The 20,093-nt window shown below is 68.4% G+C and carries 25 protein-coding genes; 12 read left to right on the top strand and 13 right to left on the bottom strand.

Annotated elements, in window-relative coordinates; translation table 11 throughout:
* Positions 1–65: 65 nt before the first annotated feature.
* Entirely contained in the window at positions 66–527 is a 462-nt protein-coding gene (locus LTV02_RS24195; protein WP_233034067.1) for a hypothetical protein, read from the top strand.
* A 4-nt stretch (positions 528–531) separates the two neighbouring features.
* Here LTV02_RS24195 and LTV02_RS24190 read toward each other — a convergent pair whose 3' ends face one another.
* Together LTV02_RS24190 and LTV02_RS24185 are read right to left on the bottom strand one after the other, a co-directional pair.
* Positions 532–1,179, bottom strand: coding sequence for a hypothetical protein (locus tag LTV02_RS24190; RefSeq protein WP_233034065.1), 648 nt, complete (start codon positions 1,177–1,179; stop codon positions 532–534).
* 113 nt (positions 1,180–1,292) lie between these two features.
* Positions 1,293–2,231 carry an EamA family transporter gene (locus LTV02_RS24185; RefSeq protein WP_233034062.1) on the bottom strand — a complete coding sequence of 313 codons (939 nt, stop codon included), beginning with the start codon at positions 2,229–2,231 and terminating at the stop codon, positions 1,293–1,295.
* Between the two features lie 39 nt (positions 2,232–2,270).
* Between LTV02_RS24185 and LTV02_RS24180 the strand changes: the two genes are divergently transcribed.
* Complete coding sequence (locus tag LTV02_RS24180) at positions 2,271–2,801, top strand: CGNR zinc finger domain-containing protein (RefSeq protein WP_067716457.1); 531 nt, start codon at positions 2,271–2,273, stop codon at positions 2,799–2,801.
* Positions 2,802–2,835: 34 nt separating this feature from the next.
* Here the strand turns inward: LTV02_RS24180 and LTV02_RS24175 are convergent, their stop codons facing one another.
* Positions 2,836–3,522 (bottom strand): TetR/AcrR family transcriptional regulator, encoded by a 687-nt coding sequence (locus LTV02_RS24175; RefSeq protein WP_233034060.1) that lies wholly within the window; start codon positions 3,520–3,522, stop codon positions 2,836–2,838.
* A gap of 141 nt (positions 3,523–3,663) precedes the next feature.
* On the opposite strand from LTV02_RS24175, the gene LTV02_RS24170 reads away from it, so the two are divergent.
* From LTV02_RS24170 to LTV02_RS24160, 3 genes are all read left to right on the top strand, one after another.
* Positions 3,664–4,182 carry a hypothetical protein gene (locus LTV02_RS24170; protein WP_233034058.1) on the top strand — a complete coding sequence of 173 codons (519 nt, stop codon included), beginning with the start codon at positions 3,664–3,666 and terminating at the stop codon, positions 4,180–4,182.
* Positions 4,183–4,315: 133 nt separating this feature from the next.
* Positions 4,316–5,764, top strand: a complete 1,449-nt coding sequence (gene mqo / locus LTV02_RS24165; RefSeq protein WP_233034057.1) for a malate dehydrogenase (quinone) — start codon at positions 4,316–4,318, stop codon at positions 5,762–5,764.
* 99 nt (positions 5,765–5,863) lie between these two features.
* Positions 5,864–6,334, top strand: a complete 471-nt coding sequence (locus LTV02_RS24160; RefSeq protein ID WP_233034056.1) for a PaaI family thioesterase — start codon at positions 5,864–5,866, stop codon at positions 6,332–6,334.
* Between the two features lie 7 nt (positions 6,335–6,341).
* Here LTV02_RS24160 and LTV02_RS24155 read toward each other — a convergent pair whose 3' ends face one another.
* The gene (locus tag LTV02_RS24155; RefSeq protein ID WP_233034055.1) at positions 6,342–7,349 is read right to left on the bottom strand and encodes an aldo/keto reductase; all 1,008 of its coding nucleotides are present in this window, start codon (positions 7,347–7,349) and stop codon (positions 6,342–6,344) included.
* Positions 7,350–7,542: 193 nt separating this feature from the next.
* Between LTV02_RS24155 and LTV02_RS24150 the strand changes: the two genes are divergently transcribed.
* Positions 7,543–8,382, top strand: a complete 840-nt coding sequence (locus tag LTV02_RS24150) for a helix-turn-helix transcriptional regulator (protein ID WP_233034054.1) — start codon at positions 7,543–7,545, stop codon at positions 8,380–8,382.
* 97 nt (positions 8,383–8,479) lie between these two features.
* Here the strand turns inward: LTV02_RS24150 and LTV02_RS24145 are convergent, their stop codons facing one another.
* The 4 genes from LTV02_RS24145 to LTV02_RS24130 all read right to left on the bottom strand — a co-directional run bounded on the left by LTV02_RS24145 (position 8,480) and on the right by LTV02_RS24130 (position 10,660).
* A complete protein-coding gene (locus LTV02_RS24145; protein ID WP_233034053.1) occupies positions 8,480–9,451 on the bottom strand; it encodes a pirin family protein in 972 nt (323 codons plus the stop codon).
* Positions 9,448–9,759 carry a GNAT family N-acetyltransferase gene (locus LTV02_RS24140; protein WP_067716437.1) on the bottom strand — a complete coding sequence of 104 codons (312 nt, stop codon included), beginning with the start codon at positions 9,757–9,759 and terminating at the stop codon, positions 9,448–9,450. Before LTV02_RS24140 ends, LTV02_RS24145 begins: the two co-directional genes overlap by 4 nt.
* A 3-nt stretch (positions 9,760–9,762) precedes the next feature.
* On the bottom strand, positions 9,763–10,245 hold the full coding sequence (locus LTV02_RS24135; RefSeq protein WP_233041685.1) for a carboxymuconolactone decarboxylase family protein: 483 nt from the start codon (positions 10,243–10,245) through the stop codon (positions 9,763–9,765).
* A gap of 76 nt (positions 10,246–10,321) precedes the next feature.
* Positions 10,322–10,660: a MarR family winged helix-turn-helix transcriptional regulator gene (locus LTV02_RS24130; RefSeq protein WP_233034052.1), complete on the bottom strand. Its 339-nt coding sequence runs from the start codon at positions 10,658–10,660 to the stop codon at positions 10,322–10,324.
* Between the two features lie 218 nt (positions 10,661–10,878).
* Here LTV02_RS24130 and LTV02_RS24125 point away from each other — a divergent pair, with 218 nt between their 5' ends.
* Together LTV02_RS24125 and LTV02_RS24120 are read left to right on the top strand one after the other, a co-directional pair.
* On the top strand, positions 10,879–11,520 hold the full coding sequence (locus tag LTV02_RS24125) for a GTP cyclohydrolase II (RefSeq protein ID WP_233034051.1): 642 nt from the start codon (positions 10,879–10,881) through the stop codon (positions 11,518–11,520).
* 26 nt (positions 11,521–11,546) lie between these two features.
* On the top strand, positions 11,547–12,350 hold the full coding sequence (locus tag LTV02_RS24120; protein WP_233034050.1) for a dioxygenase family protein: 804 nt from the start codon (positions 11,547–11,549) through the stop codon (positions 12,348–12,350).
* A gap of 51 nt (positions 12,351–12,401) precedes the next feature.
* Here the strand turns inward: LTV02_RS24120 and LTV02_RS24115 are convergent, their stop codons facing one another.
* Both LTV02_RS24115 and LTV02_RS24110 read right to left on the bottom strand, forming a co-directional pair.
* Positions 12,402–13,415 (bottom strand): aldo/keto reductase, encoded by a 1,014-nt coding sequence (locus LTV02_RS24115; RefSeq protein ID WP_233034049.1) that lies wholly within the window; start codon positions 13,413–13,415, stop codon positions 12,402–12,404.
* Positions 13,412–13,879 (bottom strand): MerR family transcriptional regulator, encoded by a 468-nt coding sequence (locus LTV02_RS24110; RefSeq protein ID WP_233034048.1) that lies wholly within the window; start codon positions 13,877–13,879, stop codon positions 13,412–13,414. Before LTV02_RS24110 ends, LTV02_RS24115 begins: the two co-directional genes overlap by 4 nt.
* A 140-nt stretch (positions 13,880–14,019) precedes the next feature.
* On the opposite strand from LTV02_RS24110, the gene sigJ reads away from it, so the two are divergent.
* Entirely contained in the window at positions 14,020–14,961 is a 942-nt protein-coding gene (gene sigJ / locus LTV02_RS24105; RefSeq protein ID WP_233034047.1) for an RNA polymerase sigma factor SigJ, read from the top strand.
* A gap of 81 nt (positions 14,962–15,042) precedes the next feature.
* The gene (locus LTV02_RS24100; RefSeq protein ID WP_233034046.1) at positions 15,043–16,224 is read left to right on the top strand and encodes an NAD(P)/FAD-dependent oxidoreductase; all 1,182 of its coding nucleotides are present in this window, start codon (positions 15,043–15,045) and stop codon (positions 16,222–16,224) included.
* 82 nt (positions 16,225–16,306) lie between these two features.
* Here the strand turns inward: LTV02_RS24100 and LTV02_RS24095 are convergent, their stop codons facing one another.
* Complete coding sequence (locus tag LTV02_RS24095; RefSeq protein WP_233034045.1) at positions 16,307–17,773, bottom strand: MFS transporter; 1,467 nt, start codon at positions 17,771–17,773, stop codon at positions 16,307–16,309.
* A 174-nt stretch (positions 17,774–17,947) separates the two neighbouring features.
* On the opposite strand from LTV02_RS24095, the gene LTV02_RS24090 reads away from it, so the two are divergent.
* Complete coding sequence (locus LTV02_RS24090) at positions 17,948–18,784, top strand: NAD(P)H-binding protein (protein WP_233034044.1); 837 nt, start codon at positions 17,948–17,950, stop codon at positions 18,782–18,784.
* A gap of 13 nt (positions 18,785–18,797) precedes the next feature.
* On the opposite strand, the gene LTV02_RS24085 is transcribed toward LTV02_RS24090, so the two are convergent.
* Positions 18,798–19,163, bottom strand: a complete 366-nt coding sequence (locus LTV02_RS24085) for a VOC family protein (protein WP_067716413.1) — start codon at positions 19,161–19,163, stop codon at positions 18,798–18,800.
* Positions 19,164–19,236: 73 nt separating this feature from the next.
* Here LTV02_RS24085 and LTV02_RS24080 point away from each other — a divergent pair, with 73 nt between their 5' ends.
* Positions 19,237–19,437, top strand: a complete 201-nt coding sequence (locus tag LTV02_RS24080) for a hypothetical protein (RefSeq protein ID WP_067716410.1) — start codon at positions 19,237–19,239, stop codon at positions 19,435–19,437.
* A 13-nt stretch (positions 19,438–19,450) separates the two neighbouring features.
* Here the strand turns inward: LTV02_RS24080 and LTV02_RS24075 are convergent, their stop codons facing one another.
* The gene (locus LTV02_RS24075; protein ID WP_233034042.1) at positions 19,451–19,942 is read right to left on the bottom strand and encodes a SixA phosphatase family protein; all 492 of its coding nucleotides are present in this window, start codon (positions 19,940–19,942) and stop codon (positions 19,451–19,453) included.
* Between the last annotated feature and the right edge of the window lie 151 nt (positions 19,943–20,093).

Below are 20,093 nucleotides of genomic sequence, written 5' to 3'. Positions count from 1 at the left end.
GGCGGGCGAGTACGCTGCTGGTTAACCGATAGACCTGGTAGTTCCCTCGCCGGAGAGGTGGCGTCATGTCGATTCGCCGCAGTCTGCTGCTGCTCGCCCTGTGCTGCGCGGCTCTACCCGCGACCGCGCCGGCGGGGGCGTCGCCGGGGACCGAGCTGGGCGGGTGCTATCGAGGGAATGCGCTTACCGGAGAACGGATTCCGGGGACCGGGAGCGCCGGGCAGAGCGTACGGCGGCAGGGGGACGTCTGGGAGTGCCGCAGTCCGGTGCTGCCCGCGCAGATCACCGGCGGGCGCTTCCGGGTCGAATTGCCTTGGCTCGGCAATGGAACGACGACGTCGGGCACATTCACCTGGTCCGATGGCAGCGTCAGCGTGGTGACGGGGCTGCCGAACACGCTGTGGACGGTGACCTCCGGCCCGGCGCAGGGGCATGTGCTGCGTTTCGATCTCGCCATGGAGATGAACGGCGACTGGTATTACACCGACAACGCCATGGCGATCGATTCGCTGACCGTGGTGCGCTGACCGATCAGGCGGGCGCGGCGCCCGGGACCAGGGAAGCGGCGTACTCCACGGCGGTGTCGATGGCGGGCTGGCCGCCGGCCAGATAGAGACCCGCGGCGGCGCCGATGAGCGCGCCCACCACGGTGGTGATCGGGATGGTGATGAAGTCGAGCACGAAAGCGCCCGCGGGGAAACCGAGCAGGAAGCCGATCGCCGCTCCGATGGCCGCGCCGCCGCCGACCATCGGCAGATTCGCCTGCACCAGATCGAAGAACCGCTGCTGGGCGCTGATATCGCGGAGCGCGACGGGGGACTCCCCGACGGGGGTGAGGGTCAGTCGCCGATGGTTGTCGGTGATGTCGGGGGTGAGCGCGAGGGTCTTGCCCGCGATCTCGTATTTCAGTGGCACGGTGGCCAGTTCGAGGCCGGCGTCGTCGGTGACCAGGATGGCCTGGCCGTCCCAGGTGGCCAGGAAGCGGCCGGCGTTCAGGGTGGTGACGGTGGCGCGCTGATCGTCGGTGAGCGCGGTGCGGAAGCCGACGCCGTGATCGGCGCCCTGCACCTGCGGGCCGGGATTTTGCTGGGGCGCTGCCGGTTCGGCGGCGGCGATACCGGCGGGCAGGACGGCGGTCAGGCAAAGCAGAGCGGGTACAAGCTTTTTGGTGATAGCCATTTCTGTCTCTCGCTGCGTACGGACAAGGCCCCCGATTGTTTGCTGACGAACGTACCGGGGGCCGCGCGAGATCGGAAGTGATCGGCGCATATGCGCCTTATCGGGCGGACCGGTCAGTCGGGCTCGCCGAGCCGGACCACGATCACGCCGATGAGAATCAGTGCGCCGCCGATCAACTGGATGGCGCGGGGCGTTTCGCCGAGCAGCAGCCAGGCGAACACGATGGCGGCCAGCACCTCGGTGAGCGCGGCGAAGGAGGCCAGCCGGGAGCCGAGCAGGCGGGTGGCGGCGATGCCGGTCACGTAGGAGAGGCTGGCGGTGACGACGCCCAATCCGGCCAGCGGCACCCACCACCGGGTGGTGAAGTCCTGGAAGACGATCGGCGCGGTGGTGGCGTGCAGTGGCACGATGCCGATCAGTCCCGCGGCGAGAATGCCGAGGCCGCCGATCAGCAGGCCGCCGGTGGCCAGCACGGTGCCGGGGACGGTGTCGCCGCTGTGCGCGGAGAGCAGGAAGTATCCGGCCGCGCCGATCATGGCGCCCAGGGCCCAGGCGATGCCGATCCAGCTGGTCCGGACGCCGGAAGTCAGGTCCAGCACCAGAATCAGCCCCGCGATGCCGATGATCGCGCCGAGCACGGTTGCGCGCGTGGGCTTTTGATCGTGCCGCAGCCACAGGTACCCGACCACCGCGATCGGCGCGGTGTACTCGATGAGCAGCGCGGCCCCGACCTCCATGTGGTTGACCGCGTTGAAGTAGCACAGCTGCGCCCCGGCGACCGCCAGCAGACCATAGCCCACCAGCAGTGAGGCGTTCTGCCGCAACAACTTCCAGTTCCCGCGCAGCTGATACAGCGCGATCGGCAACAGCACGACCGCGCCCAGCAGCACCCGGACGATGACGGTCGAGGCCGGACTCCAGCCCGCGTCCATCAGTCCGCGCGCGAGTGGTCCGGAGAGTCCGAAAGCGGCGGCGGACAAGGCGGCTACGAGCAGCCCGTTCCGGAGATGGTGCTGCCGCGACACCGTGGTGTCATGAGTCAACGTCGCCATGACTAATGACGCTAAGGGGTTGTCATGTAATATGTCAACGTGCTTTTCACTGATGACACCGCCGCGTCCATGGCCGCCGCCGTAGAACTGGTGAATACCGCCGAGGATCCGGACACGCTGACCGAGATCGCGCAGCTGAACGACTTCTTCATCCGGCACCGCTACTCCGGCGGCCACGAGCGCACCGCCGCCGAGTTGGCCGCGGTCCGGGCCCAGCGCGCGCCCATGCGCCGCCTGCTCACCGCGGACCGAGACACCGCCGTGGAACTGGTGAACGAGATCCTGGCGACCCACCGCGCCGTGCCCCGCCTGGTCCGCCACGACGGCCTCGACTACCACATCCACGCCGTCCCCCAGGACGCCCCGCTCGCCGTCCGCATCGCCGTGGAAACCGCCATGGCCATGATCGACCTGATCCGCGCCGACGAACTCACCCGCCTCGCCATCTGCGCCGACGACACCTGCGAGGGCATCGTCCTGGACCTGTCCCGCAACAGATCCCGCCGCTACTGCAGCACCGCCTGCGGCAACCGCAACGCCGTAGCCGCCTACCGCGCCCGCAACCGCTGACCGGATATCACTGCCGCCCAGCGGCTTTCGCACCTCAGCGCCCGGCGATCTCCCCGAGCCGATCGCGCAGGCCGTCGAGCAGCGCGGCCAGCCCGAACTCGAAGCTGCTGTCCGGTGCGTCGTTATAGCCTGTGGCAGCGGCCTTTTCGATGCGTGAGCGCAGACGCGGATGCTGCATCGCGGCCTCGGTGGCCTCGGCGACCGCGGCGTTCATAGCCGCCTCGGCGTCCTCGCCCTTGAGCGCCAGCCGGCGCTTCAACGAGATATTGGCGGCCTGCCCCACGGCATTGCCGAGCACGAACATGAATACGCTGGCCGCGGCCTGATCAGCCTGCTGTTCGTCGAACCCGGCCTGCTCGTAGACCTCCAGGACCCGCTCGTTGTGCCGGGAGGTGTTGGGGCCGTAAAGCAGATAGCCCGATTGCGCCTGCACGATCCACGGATGCCGGGTGATCATCGCGTACATGCCGCCGGCCAGGGCTTCGGCGGCGGTGCGCCAGTCGGCCGAATCCGGCTCGGGCAGCGGGATTTCGCCCCACACCTCGTCGGTGGCCAGCCGCACGAGATTGTCCTTGTTCTTGACGTGCCAGTACATGGCGGTGGCGGCGGCGTCGAGGCGTTTGCCGAGGCTGCGCATGTTCAAGCCGTCGAGGCCCTCGTCGTCGAGTAGTTCGATGGCGGTCCGGACGATCTGGTCCCGGGTCAGCGTGTCGCGCGGCATGCGCCCCACCGTAGCCGCCCACCAGGCACTTTCACAAAGTTCAAGAAATCTCTTGCACTTAGTTCAAGTGACCGGCTACCGTTTGCTTGCACTTAGTTCAAGGAGGTTCCGCCGGGGCCTTCCGGGTTCGAGGAGAACGAAATGAACGCCGTCATCGCCGCCGTCGAGCTCACCGCCGCCGCGGCTTTCCTGAGCATGCCGATCGTCCGCAATCGCTACGGCACGCACGCCATGGCCGTCGCCGAAGGGGAACTGACCCGCCAGGGCGTACGCACCACCGCGCTGCGCGAGAACGGGATGCGCTTCGACGCCAGCGGCCACGAATGGTGGGCGCCCGGTGGCATCGCCGCCCTGCTGGTGCTCGTCGCCCGACTGCATCTGGCCGGGTTCGACTGGCTGCGCCCCGTCGACTGGGTGGTCATGATCGCGCTGTTCCTGGCGAACTCGGTCATCGTGTACTCGAACCTGACCGCGGTGCGATCCGTTCAGGCGGCTTTCCAGCGCAAGAACGACCCGGAACTGGCCCGAATCGACGTGTCCGCGCTGATCACGGCGGCCGAGGGCGGCTTCCCGGCCTGGACCTGGACCCTGCAGAAGGTCCGCAATACCGTGGTGTTCGCCGGTGCGCTTCTGGGTCTCGCGGTGTTGTTCCTCGGGTGACGCTCGAATACCGGCGTCTGGTATTCGGTGTTAGCGTGCCCCTACGCTGAACGAGTCCGATGGGGGCATCCGAGTAATGAAAACCCAAGCGGCCCTGCGTCCCTATGATGTGGTGCTGGTCGGTGGCGGAATCATGAGCGCCACGCTCGCGATGCTGCTGAAACACCTGGAACCCGAGTGGACGATCGCGGTATTCGAGCGGTTGCCGGAAGTCGGCTCGGAAGCCTCGGCGGCCTGGAACAATTCCGGCACCGGACACGCCGGATTGTGCGAGATCGACTACACCGGCGAATTGCCGGACGGATCCATCGATATCGGCCACGCGCTCGAGATGAACGAGCGTTTCCAGCAGACCCGGCAGTTCCTGGGCAGCCTGGTGGAGGCCGGAATTCTCGGCAAGCCGGACACTTTCATCAATCCGGTGCCGCATATGACCTTCGTCCGCGGCGAGGTGGACGTGAATTTCCTGCGGCGGCGGCACGAAACCCTGGCCCCGCATCCGCTGTTCGGTTCCATGCGATTCAGCGCCGACCGCAAGGCCATCGGCGAATGGGCCCCGCTGCTCACCCGGGAGCGCGACGCCGCCGATGCCATCGCCGCCACCCACGACGTGACCGGCAGCGATATCGACTTCGGTGAGATCACCCGCCAGCTCTTCCACCATCTGCGGTGGAAGGACGTGGAGATCCATCGCAATTGCGAGGTGCGCGGGATGCGCCGCAACAATGACGGCACCTGGCAGCTGCGCATCGACTGGAATACCGGCAACGATCACATCACCCGCAAGGTCGATGCCCGTTTCGTCTTCGCCGGCGCGGGCGGGTGGGCGCTGAAGGTGCTGCAGAAGGCCGGGATTCCGGAGGCGCAGGGCTACGGCCTGCTCCCGGTCAGCGGCCGGTTCCTGCGCTGCGACAATCCGGCGGTGGTGGAGCGGCACGAGGCCAAGGTGTACGGCCGGGCACCGGCGGGCGCGCCCGCTATTTCCATGCCGCACTTGGATACTCGCGTGGTGGACGGGAAACGCGCGCTCGTTTTCGGACCATATGCGGGCGCGAATCCCCGCTTCCTGAAACACGGTTCGTTCTTCGATGCCGCCGCCGCGTTGCGCCCGCACAATGTGAAACCGCTCGCCGCGATGACCAAGGACAATCGAGAGCTGTTGTGGCTGTTGTTCGGACAGCTCGCCAGCACCCGGAAACGCAAACTGGCGGCGCTCCGGGATTTCGCGCCCACCGCCGACGCCGCGGATTGGAAATTGATCACCGCGGGCCAGCGCGCGCAGATCGTGAAGGCCGATCCGGTACGCGGCGGCGTGCTCGAATTCGGCACCGAAGTCGTTGCCGCGCACGACGGTTCGATCGCGGCGGTATTGGGTTCCTCGCCCGGCGCCTCGACCGCCCCGGCGATTCTGCTGGAGGTGCTGCAGCGCTGCTTCCCGCGCTATCAGCCGTATTGGCAGCCGCGGCTGCGGGAATTGATTCCCACCCTCGGCCACAGCCTGGTCCGCGATACCCGGCTGGCCCGCCAGACCGTCGCGCGCACGGCCGAGGTGCTGAATCTGAACGCGCCGCTGCCCGGCTGACCGGGCACGGCAGTTTCCTGCCGCGCCATGGACAACTCCGGTCCCACTCGGTATGAAATTAGAACAAGTTTCAATTCCGTATGGTCGACAGGAGACACGATGGACAGCGCCACCATGGGTGATCTGGTGATGGCGGGCTTCAAGAAGCTCGGATTCATCCAGTTCACCGGCATCGAGGCGGTGGAATTCGCCAGTGGCCGCAATGTGGTGAGCATGGAGCCGAAGCCCGAGCACCTCAACCACAACGGCGATATCCACGCCGCGCTGCTCTTCGGCCTGGCCGAGACGGCCGCCATGGGCGCGTCCATCTCCGGCATCGTGGACCTGATGGGCGAGACCTTCATCGTCGCCCGCGACGGCCGCATCGAATACCTGGCGCGGGCCAAGGGGGAACTCGGCCCGTTCCTCGCCACCTCGGTGCTGTCGCCGGAACTCATCGAGCAGACCCGCGCCGATATCCAGGGGCAGCGCGAGATCGAACTGGCGGTACCGGTCGATATCACCGACAGCACCGGAAAACCCGTTGCGGCAGCCACTTTCACCGCCGTGATCCGTCCGCGGCGCAAGTAGCGGCGGTTCAGCGCTCGCTGTCGAGCATGGCCATTTGCGCGGCGGCGTAGCGCTCACCGGCCACCCGGTCGGCGGGCACCGCCGCTTCGATGGCGGCCAGCTCGTCCTCGGACAGCTCGATGTCCAGTGCGGCAACGGCTTCCGTCCACCGCTCGGGCCGTCGCGCGCCGATGATCGGCACGATATCCTCACCCCGCGCCAGCGCCCAGGCGATGGCCAGCTGCGCCACGCTCACCTGGTGCCGGGCCGCGATCTCGGCCAGCGCATCCACCAATCGCAGGTTGGCGGTGAGGTTCTCGCCCTGGAAGCGCGGGCTGTGCGCCCGGAAATCGGTGGCCGCGAACTGCGCGCCGCCACGCAGCGAATCGCTGAGCAGGCCGCGCGACAGCACCCCGTATGCGGTGATGCCGATGCCGAGTTCCCGTGCCACCGGCAGGATTTCGGCCTCGATGCCGCGCGAGATGAGCGAGTACTCGATCTGCAGATCGGCGATGGGATGCACCGCCGCGGCCCGGCGCAGCGTATCCGCGCCCACTTCGGAGAGCCCGATGTGCCGGATGAACCCGGCCCGCACCAGCTCCGCCAGCCCGCCGATGGTCTCCTCGATCGGCACGTTCGGATCCAGCCGCGCGGGCCGGTAGATATCGATGTAGTCGGTGCCCAGCCGCTGCAGCGAATAGGCCAGGAAGTTCTTGGTGGCGGCGGGCCGGGTGTCCACCCCGCCGAAGCTGCCGTCGGGTCCGCGCAGCGCCCCGTACTTCACGCTGAGCAGCACGTCCTCGCGCTTGCGTTCGCTCAGCGCCCGCCGGATGAGCAGTTCGTTGTGCCCCATCCCGTAGAAGTCGCCGGTGTCGATGAGATTGGCCCCCGAGTCGATGGCCGCGTGCACGGTGGCGATGGAGGTGGCGTCGTCGCTGCTGCCGTACATGCCGGACATCCCCATGGCGCCCAGCCCGATGCGGGAGGCGGCGGGCCCGGTGGAGCCGAGCTGAACGGTGTCGATGTGCGTGGTCATGCTTCGAGCCTGCGCCGCCGATATCCGGATCGGGAGAGGAGCGCCTATCGGGGGATCGCCGATACCAGGCCGGCCTCGGGTGCGGCGGGCCGGCTCCGGGCGGCCCCGTGGAATCGGCGGGTGACGCGGCCCGGGGCTGAGGGGGAGTATCGGTACCTGGATAGCGCCGCCCGCGCGCGGCAGAGTGGAAGTCGTGGATCGAGAAGAGCTGGCCGATTTCCTGCGCCGTCGCCGTGAGCAGCTGCAACCCGGCGCCGTGGGGCTCGCGCCGGGCACCCGCCGCCGTACTCCGGGACTGCGCCGCGACGAGGTGGCCCTGCTCGCGGGCATGTCGACCGACTATTACACCCGTCTCGAGCAGGCTCGCGGCCCGCGCCCGTCGACGCAGGTCCTCGCCTCCTTGGCGCGCGCTCTGCGCCTGACCGACAGCGAACGCGACCATCTGTACCACCTGGCCGGCCAGCAGCCGCCCGCCCGCGGCGGCGACAGTCACGTCGGCCCGGGCATTCTGCACGTGCTCACCAAACTGGACGACACCCCCGCCTGCGTCATCTCCGATCTGGGCGAGGTCCTGGTCCAGAACCGCATGCACACCCTGATCGCCGGCGACCTGTCCCAGAGTCGCGGCCTGGACCGCTGCATTCCCTGGCTGTGGTTCACCCACCCCGAGGAGCGTCTGCGCTTCGCCGCCGAGGACCGGGAAGCCCTGGGCCACAAGCATGTAGCCGACCTGCGCGCCACCGCCGCCCGCCGCTCCGGCGACGCCGACATCACCGACCTGGTCACCCGCCTGCGCGCCGCCAGCGCCGAATTCGAGCGCCTGTGGAACGAACACGAGGTAGGCACCGGCGCCGGCCACAACAAACGCATCCTGCACCCCGAAGTAGGCCTCCTCGAACTCATCTGCGAGCCCCTCCTCACCCCCAGCGCCACCCGCCACCTCCTGGTCTACTACCCCAAGCCCGGCACCGACACCCAAGACAAACTGGACCTGCTGCGCGTCATCGGAACCCAGACCCTCACCACCGGATAACGTTGCCGGACAGACGAATTCGGCCCCGGACGCGAGTCCGGGGCCGGATGTGCGGCCCGAACCGGTTCGGGGCCGTGCGAAACCTGTTGCGCCGCAATCAGAACTTGCGTTTGCGCGGTTTCAAGTGCAAGCCCGGCAAGGGCGGTGCGGGGATGCGCTGATCCGGGGTGTGCCCGGCGATGTCGGGGAATCGCGCGAGATCGTGGTTTTCCCAGTCGTTGCGGGCGGATTCGATCTCCTCGTGGCTGCGCGCCACGAAGTTCCACCACATGACCAGGTCCTCGCCGAACGGTTCGCCGCCGAGCAGCAGAACCTGGGCGCCGCCGGTGCTGGTCAGGGGTAGGTCGGTGCGGTCGCTGCCGAGGTAGAGCAGGCCGTCCGATTGCGCGTCGAGGCCGGCGACGGTCAGGTCGCCGCTCACCACCAGGACCGCGTATTCGAAGTCGGGGCGGACCGGGAGGGTCACCTGCGCGCCGGCGTCGACGATGAGGTCCGCGCCGACGATCGGGGTGTAGGCGGTGGCCGCCGAGGTGGCGTCGCCGAGGGTGCCGATCAGGACGGTGGCGCGCAGGCCGGGCAGTTCGAGGACGGGGAGGTCCTTGTGCTGCTCGAAATGCGGTGCCACCGTGCGGCTTTCATCGGGCAGGGCGATCCAGAGCTGCAGGCCCGTGCCGTTCGGATTGCCGGGGACCCGGTACTCCGAATGTGCGATGCCTTGGCCCGAGGTCATCAGGTTCAACTGGCCGGGGACGATCTCGATATCCGAGCCGACGCTGTCGCGATGCCGGATCCGGCCGTCCAAAGGCCAAGTGACGGTTTGCAATCCGATGTGCGGATGCGGGTCGATGTCATGACCCTCGGGCGTGCTGGGCCCGCTGGAGCCGAACTGGTCCAGGAAGCACCACGCGCCCACCGTCGGCAGATCGCGTTGCGGCAGCGAGCGGTGCACGGTGACACCGCGGACGCCGCCGAGCGGTACCTCGCGCGCCGGATGGAAATCCGCGCGCGGCCCCGGCCGGCCGGAGCATTCGCAGCGCGTCTCCTCCGGATTCGGCTCCAGATCGCTCATCGTTTGATGCCCTTTCCGACGACGTGCTCGTCGTATTCCGGATGCTTGTCGAGCCAGCCCTTGATGAACGGGCAGCGCGGCACGATGACATTGCCGCGCGCGATCACATCGGTGATCGCCTCCTGGGCGAGCAGATTGCCGAGCCCCTTGCCGCTGAATTCGCCGTCCACCTCGGTATGGATGAACACGGTGTCGTTGTCGCGCTCGCGGTATTCGGTGAAACCGGCGAGCGAGCTCCCGTACCACACCTCGTACCGGTGTTGCGCGTCATTACGAACGACAGCAGCCGCCACGGCCTGTTCGCTCATTGTTCAGTTCTCCTTCCGCACCCGCACCGGATGTTTGCTCATGATCGACACACGGTTGAACGCGCCGATCGTGGTCGCGGCCCAGATCAAAACCGAAATCTGGTCATCCGACAAATGTTGCCGCGCAGCAGCATACTCACCATCGGCGATCTCGTCGTCCGGCAGCGAATTCACCGTTTCGGCGAGGCTCAGCGCCGCGCGTTCCTGTTCTGTGAACAAGTAGGGGCTGCGTCGCCACGCGTCCAGAACCGCCAGTTGCTGGGCGGTGACTCCGGCTTCGAGCGCATAGCGCGCATGCAGATCCAGGCAGAAGGCGCAGCGATTGAGCTGGGAGACGCGCACATTCACCAGTTCCATGATCGCGCGGCCCAGATCGGCCGCGGCGGCGGCATTGCGCACCGCGAGCGCGACCGCGTTGAGGGCGTGGAAGGCCGTGGGCGTCTGCTTGTCGAGCCAGACTCGATCGTGAGCTACTACGGACTGCATAGTGCTGGCATCGTAAGCGTTCAAAGTTAAACCTGCCGTCCAGTCTGAGAATTGCGGTGCGAGAAACCGTTCCGCGCTATTCGGGATCGCGTAGCCGCCGGTTCACTTCACCCAGCCCCGTGGCGATAGCGGTGATTTGCTCCGGGGTGAGCACATCGGCGAAGAGTTCCCGCACCAGCGCCACATGCCCCGGCGCGGCTTCCTCGAGCTTGCGCCGCCCGGCGGGGGTCAGTTTCGCGTACACCGCGCGCAGATCGCTGGGGCAGGACCGCCGGTGCACGAACCCGGCCTTTTCCAGCCTATCGATCTGATAGGTGAGCTTGCTCTTGGCGTCCAGCAGCGCCGCCGCCAGCTCGGTCATGCGCAGCTCACCGTCCGGCGCCTCGCTCAGCCGCACCAGGATCTCGTACTGCACGTGCGAGAGCCCCGCGTCGCGTTCCAGCTGCTGATCCAGCCGCCGATTCAGCTGCCCGGCCGCGCCGAGAAACGCCAGCCAGGCCCGGCGCTCCTCGTCGTTCAGCTATCGCGGGGTCATAAGTCCAGGTTAACGCCGATTGTTCGAATTGGAATAACCGGCCGCCGGGGGTGGTTCTGGTTGATCGGAACGCGTCCCCAGAGACCCATGGAGCAGCCATGAGCACCACGAGCATCGTCAGTGCGAGCGTCCGCACCCGCGTGCGGATCCCGCTGACCTTCGCCGACGGCTACTCGACCGCCGCCGAGGCGGTCACCTTCGACGGGCTGAGCGACGGGCGCGAGCACCTCGCCCTCATCCTCGGCGAACCCGGCGACTTCCGCACGCCGGGCGCGAATCCGCCGCTGGTGCGGCTGCATTCGGAATGCCTCACCGGCGACGTCTTCGGTTCGGCCCGCTGCGATTGCGGTCCGCAATTGCGGGAGGCCGTGGAACGCATTGCCGAGACCGGCGGCGTGCTGCTCTACCTGCGTCAGGAGGGCCGCGATATCGGGCTGTACAACAAGCTCGACGCCTACGCGCTCCAGGATTCCGGTCTGGACACCTATCAGGCCAATACCGCGCTCGGACTGCCCGAGGACGCCCGCGATTACACGGCTGCCGCGCAGATGCTGGGCGCGCTCGGCATCGACGCCCTCGATTTGCTGACCAACAATCCGGACAAGGGGCGGCAGCTGGACGCGCTCGGCGTGACCGTGCGCGCCACCGTCCCGACCGGCGTGCACGCCACCGCCTCGAATCTCCGCTACCTGCGGGCGAAGGTCGAGCACACCGGGCACACCATCACCCTGGCGGGCTGACCCGCCGCCCTCGGAAAGGAAATCCCATGTCCCAGGCCGTGACTCACGATCCGGCGGCGCGGATGCCGGTGCTCTACCTGAGCCACGGCGCGCCGCCCCTGGCCGACGATCCGGTCTGGCCGGGGCAGCTCGCCGCCTGGTCCGCCGAATTGCCTAGGCCCACAGCCATTCTCATGGTCTCCGCGCATTGGGAGGACGCCCCGGTCACGCTCGGCGCGACCACCACCGTGCCGCTGGTCTACGACTTCTGGGGCTTCCCCGAGCATTACTACCAGGTTCGATACGCCGCCCCCGGCGCACCCGAGCTGGCGGCGAAAGTCCGTGCCCTGCTTGCCCGTCCGGGCCATGAGGTGCACGACGCCCCGGACCGCGGCCTCGACCACGGCGCCTACGTCCCCCTGGTGGAGATGTACCCCGACGCCGATATTCCGGTCCTCCAGATCTCCCTGCCCACCCTGGATCCGGTCGGCCTCTACGACCTCGGCCGCCGCCTCGCTCCGCTCCGTGACGAGGGCGTATTGATCGTCGGCAGCGGCTTCTTCACCCACAATCTCCGCGAAGCCGACTTCGGCGCGGCCCCGGACGAGGCCCCGTCCTGGTCCCGCGAATTCGACGACTGGGGCCGGGAAGTGTTGCGCGCGGGCGATATCGACGCCCTGCTGAACTTCCGCCACACCGCCCCGGCCGCCTTGCGTGCGCACCCGCGCATCGAACACTTCGCCCCGTTGTTCGTCACCCTCGGCGCGGGCGAATCCGACCTGACCGCGCAGCGCACCCCGATCGAAGGCTTCTGGCTCGGCCTCGCGAAGCGCTCCATCCAACTGGGCTGACCGTACCCCCGTCATTCCTGAAAGCATGCCGGGATGACGAGGGGGACCGTGTTATTCGCGACCGACCGCGGTGAAGTTCATGTCCGCGTAGCGGTTTCCGGCGACCTGGCCGGCAATCGGCTCCAGAGTGGCCAGTTCGTCGGCTGTCAGCTCCACCGTCGCGGCCGCGATGTTCTCCGCCACACGGGTCCGGCTGCGGGTGCCGGGGATCGGGACGACCGGGAGCCCGTGCACGGCCGAGCGGGCGTGCACCCAGGCCAGTGCGACCTGGGCCGGGGTGAGGCCGCGGGCTTCGGCGATCGCCCGGAGCGGGGCCAGGAGGGCGGCGTTGCGGTCCGCGTTGTCGCCGGTGAAGCGCGGCATGGTGCGGCGGATATCGCCTTCCGGGAGTTCGCCGATCGGGGCGGCCCCGGTCAGGAATCCGCGGCCCAGCGGCGAATACGGCACGAAGGTGATGCCGAGTTCGGCGGCCGCGGGCACCACGGTGTTCTCCACGTCGCGGGAGAACAGCGACCATTCCGACTGCACCGCCGCGATCGGATGCACCGCGTGCGCCGCGCGCAGTTCCGCGCCCGTCACCTCGGACAGCCCGATCTGCTTCACTTTGCCCGCCGCGACGAGTTCGCCGAGCACGCCGGCGGTGTCCTCGACCGGCACCCCCGGCTGTTTGCGGTGCATGTAGTACAGGTCGATGACGTCGATGCCGAGCCGCCGCAGGCTCGCGTCCACGGCCGAGCGAATGTACTCCGGTGAGTTGTCCGTCCCGCGATACGCCGGATCCTCGACCTTGCGCACGATCCCGAATTTCGTTGCCAGCACGATGTTCTCGCGGTGGGTGCGCACGAAATCGCGGAGGAATTCCTCGTTGTGCCCGGCCCCGTACACGTCCGCGGTGTCGAACAGCGTCACGCCCAGTTCGAGCGCCCGCTCCAGCGTCGCACGCGATTCCGCCAGATCGCTGTCCCCGTAGAACTCGCTGATCCCCATCGCCCCGTACCCCTGGACGCCCACCCGGGTCCCGTCCGGTCCGAGGGCGGTGGTGGGAAGAGCCTGGGTATTGGTCATGCCTGAACCCCTTCGCTAGCAGCCTGTTTCGACACGACGCGCCAGTCGGCCGCCGGATTGCCCTCGTACAGGGCGATCTTGCAGTCGAGCACGGCGACGGTCTGCTTCAGTTCCTCGATCTGGGCGAGCACGTCCGCGCGGGTCTGCCGGAACATCTCCAGCCGCTCCGGGAAGGTCGATTCGCCCTCCCGCACCAGCTCCGCGTACCGCACCATGTCGGCCACCGACATGCCGGTGCGCCGCAGCCGCCCGATGAGCTCGAGCCAGTCCATATCGCGATCGCTGAACCGCCGCTGCCCGGAGTGATCCCGGCCCACGTAGTTCATCAACCCGATCCGCTCGTACCAGCGCAGCGTGTCACGGGTCAGCCCGCTCCGCTCGGAGACCTCTCCGATCGAATACCGCGGCCGCTCGTAATCGGCCCCGTGCGGCTGTACCGTCTCCGCCGCCGCTGTTGCGCCCATGGTTTCGCCCCTGTCTCTCGGAACAGCTCAAACGCTAGCCACCTGGAGTGCACTCCAAGCAAGCCTTATTCTCGCGCGAATTCGAAGGTCACGGCGGGCGCGGGTGGACGCGCCGGGTGTACATGGCAGACGATGTCGGCATGTTGCTCACGCGCGAGGCGGATGTGTTCGAAGGCTCCAGGGCCCGCCTGGAGGCGATCGCCTATCGCTTGCTGGGCTCGGCCAGCGACGCCGAGGACGCGGTGCAGGAAACCTACCTGCGCTGGCAGGCCGCCGACCGCGAGTACGTGGAGACGCCCGAGGCGTGGCTGACCAAGGTGCTCACCAACCTGTGCCTCAACCAGCTCACCTCCGCTCGCGCCCGCCGGGAAACCTATGTGGGCGAATGGCTTCCGGAGCCGGTGCTGGCCGGCGGGTCGATGCTGGGCCCGGCGGACACCGTCGAGCAGCGCGAATCGGTGTCCATCGCCATGCTCACGCTGATGGAGCGGCTGACCGCCAAGGAGCGCGTGGTGTACGTGCTGCGCGAGGCGTTCGGCTACTCGCATCAGGAGGTCGCCGAACTGCTCGACATCACCGAGAGCAACTGCCAGCAGGTGTATCGCCGTGCCAAACAGCATCTGTCGATGGAGCGGGCGCGCATCGAGGTCGACGAGGCCGCGGCCCGCCGGATCGTGGAGGAGTTCCTGACCGCCGCGGTCACCGGCCAGACCGACATGCTGGTGCGGCTGCTCACCGACGACGCCTCCATCATCGGCGACGGCGGCGGTTTCATCCCGACGCTGAGCCGGCCGCTGCTGGGCGCGGACCGTATCGCACGGTTCGTGCGGATGGCCATCAAGCCGACGAACAGCACCTGGGACAAGCTCGGCGGCAATCCCACCATGTACGCGGAGATCGTCAACGGCATGCCCGCGCTGGTGCTGGTGCACGAGGGACGGATCGTCGGCATGGTGGTCATGCAGGCCACCGCCGACGGCATCGCCGCCATCCACGCGCACGTCAACCCGGAAAAACTGGCCTACGCCAACCGCCAGTGGGCCGCTGCCGAGCACGGGGAGCCCCTGCCCGAAATTCGGTGACCCACATCACAGTCGGCCGCTGTCAGCATTCGTGATCCTGTCCGGTTCAAGTACCGAACCCACCGAGACAGGAGCACCACCATGAAGCACCGCATCGTCGTCCTGGGCGCCGGATACGCCGGAGCCATCACCGCCGGCCGCCTGGCCAAGCGCCTGCACCGCGACGACGTCGAGATCACCGTCGTCAACGCCGATCCCGATTTCGTCGAGCGGGTCCGCCTGCACCAGGTCGCGGCCGGACAGGAGCTGCCGGTGTGCCCGCTGCGGAAGCTGTTCGCGGGCACCGGCGTTCAGGTCCGGATCGCCCGGGTGCGCGCGGTCGACGCGGAGCGCAAGACCGTCGCGATCGCCGACGAGAACGGCGCCGCGACCCTGGAATACGACACCCTGGTCTACGCCCTGGGCAGCACCGTCGCCGACTTCGGGGTGCCGGGCGTCGCCGAGTACGCCCACCACGTGGCGAGCAAGCCGGCCGCGCTGCGCCTGCGGGAGCGCCTGCGCGAACTGGCCGCCGGGGAGACCGTGCTGATCGTGGGCGGCGGCCTGACCAGCATCGAGGCCGCCACCGAGATCGCCGAGGCGCGACCGGATCTGCGGGTCGTGATGGCCGCGCGCGGCGGGGTCGGCGACTGGCTGCACGAGAAGGCGCAGGCGCACCTGCGGGCCGCGTTCGAGCGTTTCGGCATCACCGTGCACGAGGGCGCCGATGTCGTCCGCGTCACCGAGGACGGTGTGGTCACCCGGTCGGGCGCGGAGATCCCGGCCCGGATCACGGTCTGGACAGCGGGTTTCGCGGTGCACGAGATCGCGGCCGCCAGCACCCTGACCGTGTCGGACGCCGGCCGGATCGTCGTCGACGCCACCCTGCGTTCGGTCTCGCACCCGGATGTCTACGCCGTCGGCGATGCCGCGCACGCGGCGGGAGTGGGCGGCAAGACGCTGCGCATGGGTTGCGCCACCGCCTCCCCGATGGCGTGGCTGGGCGGTGACGCGATCGCCGCGCGCCTGACCGGCCGCCCGGTTCCGGACGCCCCGATCGGCTACAACAGCCAGTGCATCAGCCTGGGCCGCCACGATGCCATCGTGCAGAAGGTGACCAAGGAGGACGAGCCGACCGCGAAGGTCGACCTCGGCCGCAAGGGCGCCCGCATCAAGGAACTGATCTGCAAGGGCGCCGCCTGGAGCGTCCGCAACCCGACCTTGATGCTGCCGAGCCGCCGGCGCCGCGTGATCGCCGCCCCCGCCGCCGTCACCGCCGCCTGAGGGCGCGGGTGTGGAATACGGGAAAGTCCGCCCCAGCCGAGGGGCTGGGGCGGACAAGTGGCTATGGTTCGCTCCTCGCGGGTCAGTGCGCTTGCGCGGCACCCTGTTTCGGCAATCCGTACACCACCGCGAAGGACACCGCGGTGAGCGCGATCGCCACGCCGGTGACGGCTCGCATGGCATCGAGCGCGACCGCGGGGCTGTCACCGAGCGCGAAGCCGCTGAAGAACACCGTGCCCAGCACCGCCACGCCGAGCGCCGCAGCGCCCTGCTGGAAGGACTCCAGCAGCCCTGAGGCCGAACCGATCTCGTGGTCGTCGAGTTCGCCGACGATGATCCCGAACAGCGGCACGAAGATCATGCCCATGCCCAGTCCGTACCCCAGCAAGGCCGGAGCCAGCGCGAGTGCACTCGGCGCGGTCGATCCGCCGAACTGGAGGAACAGCGCGATCAGCCCGAGCAGCATGCCCGCCAGCCCGAGGTGCAGCACCTTGCGGCCGAGCTTGGGCGCCAGGCCCGCGCTCACCCCGGAACCAAGGAACGCGCCGATCGCCCAGGGCGCCATGGTCAGACTGGCCCGTAGCGCGCCGTAGCCCAGCCCCAGCTGCAGGAACAGCCCGACGGCCAGCGAGAAACCGCCCACTCCGCCGAAGAACACGGTCACGAAACCGATGCCGGAGGTGTAGGAGCGCTTGGCGAACACACTGGTCTCGATGAGCGCGGCCCGACCGGTCCGGGACCGGCGCACCTGATCACGGACGAACAGCCCGAGCACCGGAACCGACGCGATCAGCATGGCGATCATCCAGCTCGGCCAACTGGCTTCCCGGCCTTCGACCAGCGGGTACAGCAGCATTCCCATCCCGGCTCCGGCCACGACGGCGCCGCGCAGATCCAGGCTCAGACCCGGCAGCGGAGCCGCGGCGGGCAGTATCCACGCGCCCAGCGCCAGCGCCACCACGCCCAGCGGCAGGTTCATCAGGAAGATCGACCGCCAGCCGCTGCCGAGCAGGTCGGCGTCGATGAGCAGCCCGGCCACGATCGGCCCGGCAATGGTGGCCACCCCGATCAGCGGACCGAAAGCCGCGTAGGCCTTACCGAATTCGCGTCCGAACAGATCGCGGATGAGCCCGAAGCACTGCGGCACCATGACCGCCGCGAACAGCCCCTGCACCACCCGCCCGGCCAGCAGTAGTTCGATGGATCCGGCCGCGCCGCACAGCAGCGAGGCGATCAGGAAGCCGGTGAGCCCGATCATGAGCACCCGCTTGCGCCCGTACATATCGCCGAGGCGTCCGCCGGTGAGCAGCCCGATGGCCATGGCCAGGGTGTATCCGGCGCTGAGCCACTGCACGGTCGCCGCCGAACCACCCAGCTCACCGCGAATGGCCGGCGCGGCCACGTTCACGATGGTGGCGTCCAGCAGGTTGAGCAGGGTCGCGGCCAGAATCGCGACCAGCCCCCACCAGCGCCGCGGCAGTGGGCCGGTGGATTCGGTTGTGGTGGCAGGGTTTTCGAGTTGCGTCGGATGCTCGACTGCGATGGTCACTGCTGTCTCCTGAGGCCGGCTGGCTAACCAGAACGGAATGCTTTGTTCCGTTCAAGTGAAACAGGACGAATCATTCCGGTCAACCCGAAAAATTGATTTGGAATAGATCATTCCGTTCTGATACTGTTCGAGTCATGCGACCGACCAGGGTCGCTGATCCGAAGGGAAGAACCCATGTACCTCGTTATCGGCGCCACCGCTCACTTCGGCCGTCAGGCCGTGGACGCCCTGCTCGCCGCGGGCAAGCCGGTGCGCGCTCTGACCCGTCGCCCCGAAGCCGCCGAATTCCCCGCCGGGGTGCAGGTGACCGCGGGCGATCTCACCTCCGAAGACGCGCTGGCCGAGGCGGTTTCGGGGGTGGAAGCGATCTTCCTGGTGCTGCCCTACGGCATGGACGTGCAGCCGCTGCTGGCCGCCGCCGAGCGCGCCGGGGTGCGGCGCATCGTCTTCCTGTCCTCGGGCGCGGTGGTCGACGGCGCGACCGCGCAGCCCGATGTGATCGCGCAGTACCACCGTGATGTGGAAGCCGCGGTCGAAGCGTCCGGCATCGAATGGACCTTCCTGCGCCTGCTGTTCCCGGCCATCAACTCACTGACCTTCGCCATGCAGCTGGCCGGCGGCGATGTCATCCGCGCCGCGTACGGGCAGGCCGCGGCGTCGGTCGTCCACGAGGACGATGTGGCCGCGGTGGCCGCGGCCGTGCTGCCCGGCGGCCATGCCGGGAAGGTGTACGAGCTCACCGGCCCGCAATCGCTGACCCAGGTGGAACAGGTCGAGATCCTGGGCAAGGCGCTGAACCGCCCGCTCACCTTCGAGGAGCTCGACGATGCCCCGGTGCGGGCGCAGATGGCGCAGTTCATGGACCCGGCGTTCATCAACGCGCTGTTCGACCTGATGGCCGCGACCGTCGGCAAGCCCGCCGCGGTCAATACGGTCGTCGCGGATCTCACCGGGCGCGCGCCGCGCACCTACGCCGAATGGGTCGGCGACCACCTCGCCGACTTCGCCTGAGCGGGTGCGGGATTCAGTACTTCGGCAGCTCCTGGACGGCCCATTTGTTGCCGTCCGGGTCCGCGAAGTAGGTGAACAGGCCCCAGCCCTCGTCCTTGACCGGCGTCGCCTCGACACCGGCCGCGATGAGCTGCTGGTAGGCCTGTTCCGCGCTGGCCACCACCACCTGCATGCCCTCCACGCTGCCGGGAGCCGCGCTGGTCAGGCCCTTTCCGATACAGATGGAACAGCCGGAACCCGGCGGGGTCAGCTGAACGAAACGGATGTCCGGGCTGGGGGAGTGGTCGTGGTCGGCATTGAAACCGATCTTGACGTAGAAGTCCTTGGCACGATCGACGTCGGAGACGGGCAGGGCTACGAGCTCGATTTTCCAATCCATGGGTTCGAGAGTGCCACTCGGCACCGGTCGAAACGGGCGGATCGGAAACAGAATTCGCCCGTACCCTGGGGGCATGGCTAAAGAGATCGACCGCGTCCGGGCCCGCTCGGCCCTGGAATCGGTGAAGGAACAGCCGGTCATCGCGGCAATCGCGGCCCTGCCGGTGCTGGTGATCCTGGGCATCGTCGGCGTGGTGGCGGGGTGGGGCTGGGCCCTGCTGCTGTTGCTGGCGCTGGGCGGCGTTGCGGTGTGGCGCGGGCGGCTTTTGAAGTAACCCGGGAACGGGTTCAGCGGGGCACGTGGAAGCGGACCAGTTCGCCCGTGCCCGGGTCGGCGGCTGCCCAGGGGCGGTCGAATTCCAGCACGGCCAGCGCCGAGGTGGGGAATTTGCGGCTCATGTCCTCGGCCGCCGCGGAGTTCCGGTTGGCCGCCAGTTCCCATGCGGTCCAGGGCATTCCGGGGGAGTGACCGACCAGCAGCAGGGTTTCCACGTTCTCGTCGGCCAGCTGCACCAGTTCGATCAAGGTGTGCGGGGAGGCCTCGTAGATGGCGCTCTCGTAGGTGACGGGCGCGGTGATGCCGGTGGCGGCGAGCGTTTCCCGGGTGCGGGTGGCGGTGGAGCAGAGCACCGCGTCGATCTTCGGCTGGGTCGCGCGCAGCCAGTCCCCGGCGAGCGCGGCCTCACGTTGCCCGCGCGGGGCGAGCGGGCGTTCATGGTCGGCCACGCCCTCCGGATAGCCGGATTTGCCGTGTCGCATGAGGATCAAGGTCCGCACCATACCGATACGTTAGGCGGCGATGAGTTGACAGGTGGAGGCCGGTGCCACAATGTTCTACTCCGACGCTGCCGAGAGACGACCCTCACACTCGAGGCACACTGAAGGTGGCGTCACACCGGGGCCGGCCCGCGCCGGAACGCCGCCTATATTA

The sequence above is a fragment of the Nocardia yamanashiensis genome, assembly GCF_021183565.1.
GTDB classification, from domain to species: Bacteria; Actinomycetota; Actinomycetes; order Mycobacteriales; family Mycobacteriaceae; genus Nocardia; species Nocardia yamanashiensis.
The sequence above is the reverse complement of the archived record's forward strand: the minus strand, read 5'-3'. Positions and strand labels throughout refer to the sequence as shown.

Coding starts and splice junctions, on each gene's coding strand:
- LTV02_RS24195 (WP_233034067.1), top strand. CDS start 66: ATGTCGATTCGCCGCAGTCTGCTGCTGCTCGCCCTGTGCTGCGCGGCT.
- LTV02_RS24190 (WP_233034065.1), bottom strand. CDS start 1,179: ATGGCTATCACCAAAAAGCTTGTACCCGCTCTGCTTTGCCTGACCGCC.
- LTV02_RS24185 (WP_233034062.1), bottom strand. CDS start 2,231: ATGGCGACGTTGACTCATGACACCACGGTGTCGCGGCAGCACCATCTC.
- LTV02_RS24175 (WP_233034060.1), bottom strand. CDS start 3,522: ATGCCGCGCGACACGCTGACCCGGGACCAGATCGTCCGGACCGCCATC.
- LTV02_RS24170 (WP_233034058.1), top strand. CDS start 3,664: ATGAACGCCGTCATCGCCGCCGTCGAGCTCACCGCCGCCGCGGCTTTC.
- mqo (WP_233034057.1), top strand. CDS start 4,316: ATGAGCGCCACGCTCGCGATGCTGCTGAAACACCTGGAACCCGAGTGG.
- LTV02_RS24160 (WP_233034056.1), top strand. CDS start 5,864: ATGGACAGCGCCACCATGGGTGATCTGGTGATGGCGGGCTTCAAGAAG.
- LTV02_RS24155 (WP_233034055.1), bottom strand. CDS start 7,349: ATGACCACGCACATCGACACCGTTCAGCTCGGCTCCACCGGGCCCGCC.
- LTV02_RS24145 (WP_233034053.1), bottom strand. CDS start 9,451: ATGAGCGATCTGGAGCCGAATCCGGAGGAGACGCGCTGCGAATGCTCC.
- LTV02_RS24140 (WP_067716437.1), bottom strand. CDS start 9,759: ATGAGCGAACAGGCCGTGGCGGCTGCTGTCGTTCGTAATGACGCGCAA.
- LTV02_RS24135 (WP_233041685.1), bottom strand. CDS start 10,245: ATGCAGTCCGTAGTAGCTCACGATCGAGTCTGGCTCGACAAGCAGACG.
- LTV02_RS24125 (WP_233034051.1), top strand. CDS start 10,879: ATGAGCACCACGAGCATCGTCAGTGCGAGCGTCCGCACCCGCGTGCGG.
- LTV02_RS24120 (WP_233034050.1), top strand. CDS start 11,547: ATGTCCCAGGCCGTGACTCACGATCCGGCGGCGCGGATGCCGGTGCTC.
- LTV02_RS24115 (WP_233034049.1), bottom strand. CDS start 13,415: ATGACCAATACCCAGGCTCTTCCCACCACCGCCCTCGGACCGGACGGG.
- LTV02_RS24110 (WP_233034048.1), bottom strand. CDS start 13,879: ATGGGCGCAACAGCGGCGGCGGAGACGGTACAGCCGCACGGGGCCGAT.
- sigJ (WP_233034047.1), top strand. CDS start 14,020: ATGTTGCTCACGCGCGAGGCGGATGTGTTCGAAGGCTCCAGGGCCCGC.
- LTV02_RS24100 (WP_233034046.1), top strand. CDS start 15,043: ATGAAGCACCGCATCGTCGTCCTGGGCGCCGGATACGCCGGAGCCATC.
- LTV02_RS24090 (WP_233034044.1), top strand. CDS start 17,948: ATGTACCTCGTTATCGGCGCCACCGCTCACTTCGGCCGTCAGGCCGTG.
- LTV02_RS24085 (WP_067716413.1), bottom strand. CDS start 19,163: ATGGATTGGAAAATCGAGCTCGTAGCCCTGCCCGTCTCCGACGTCGAT.
- LTV02_RS24080 (WP_067716410.1), top strand. CDS start 19,237: ATGGCTAAAGAGATCGACCGCGTCCGGGCCCGCTCGGCCCTGGAATCG.
- LTV02_RS24075 (WP_233034042.1), bottom strand. CDS start 19,942: ATGGTGCGGACCTTGATCCTCATGCGACACGGCAAATCCGGCTATCCG.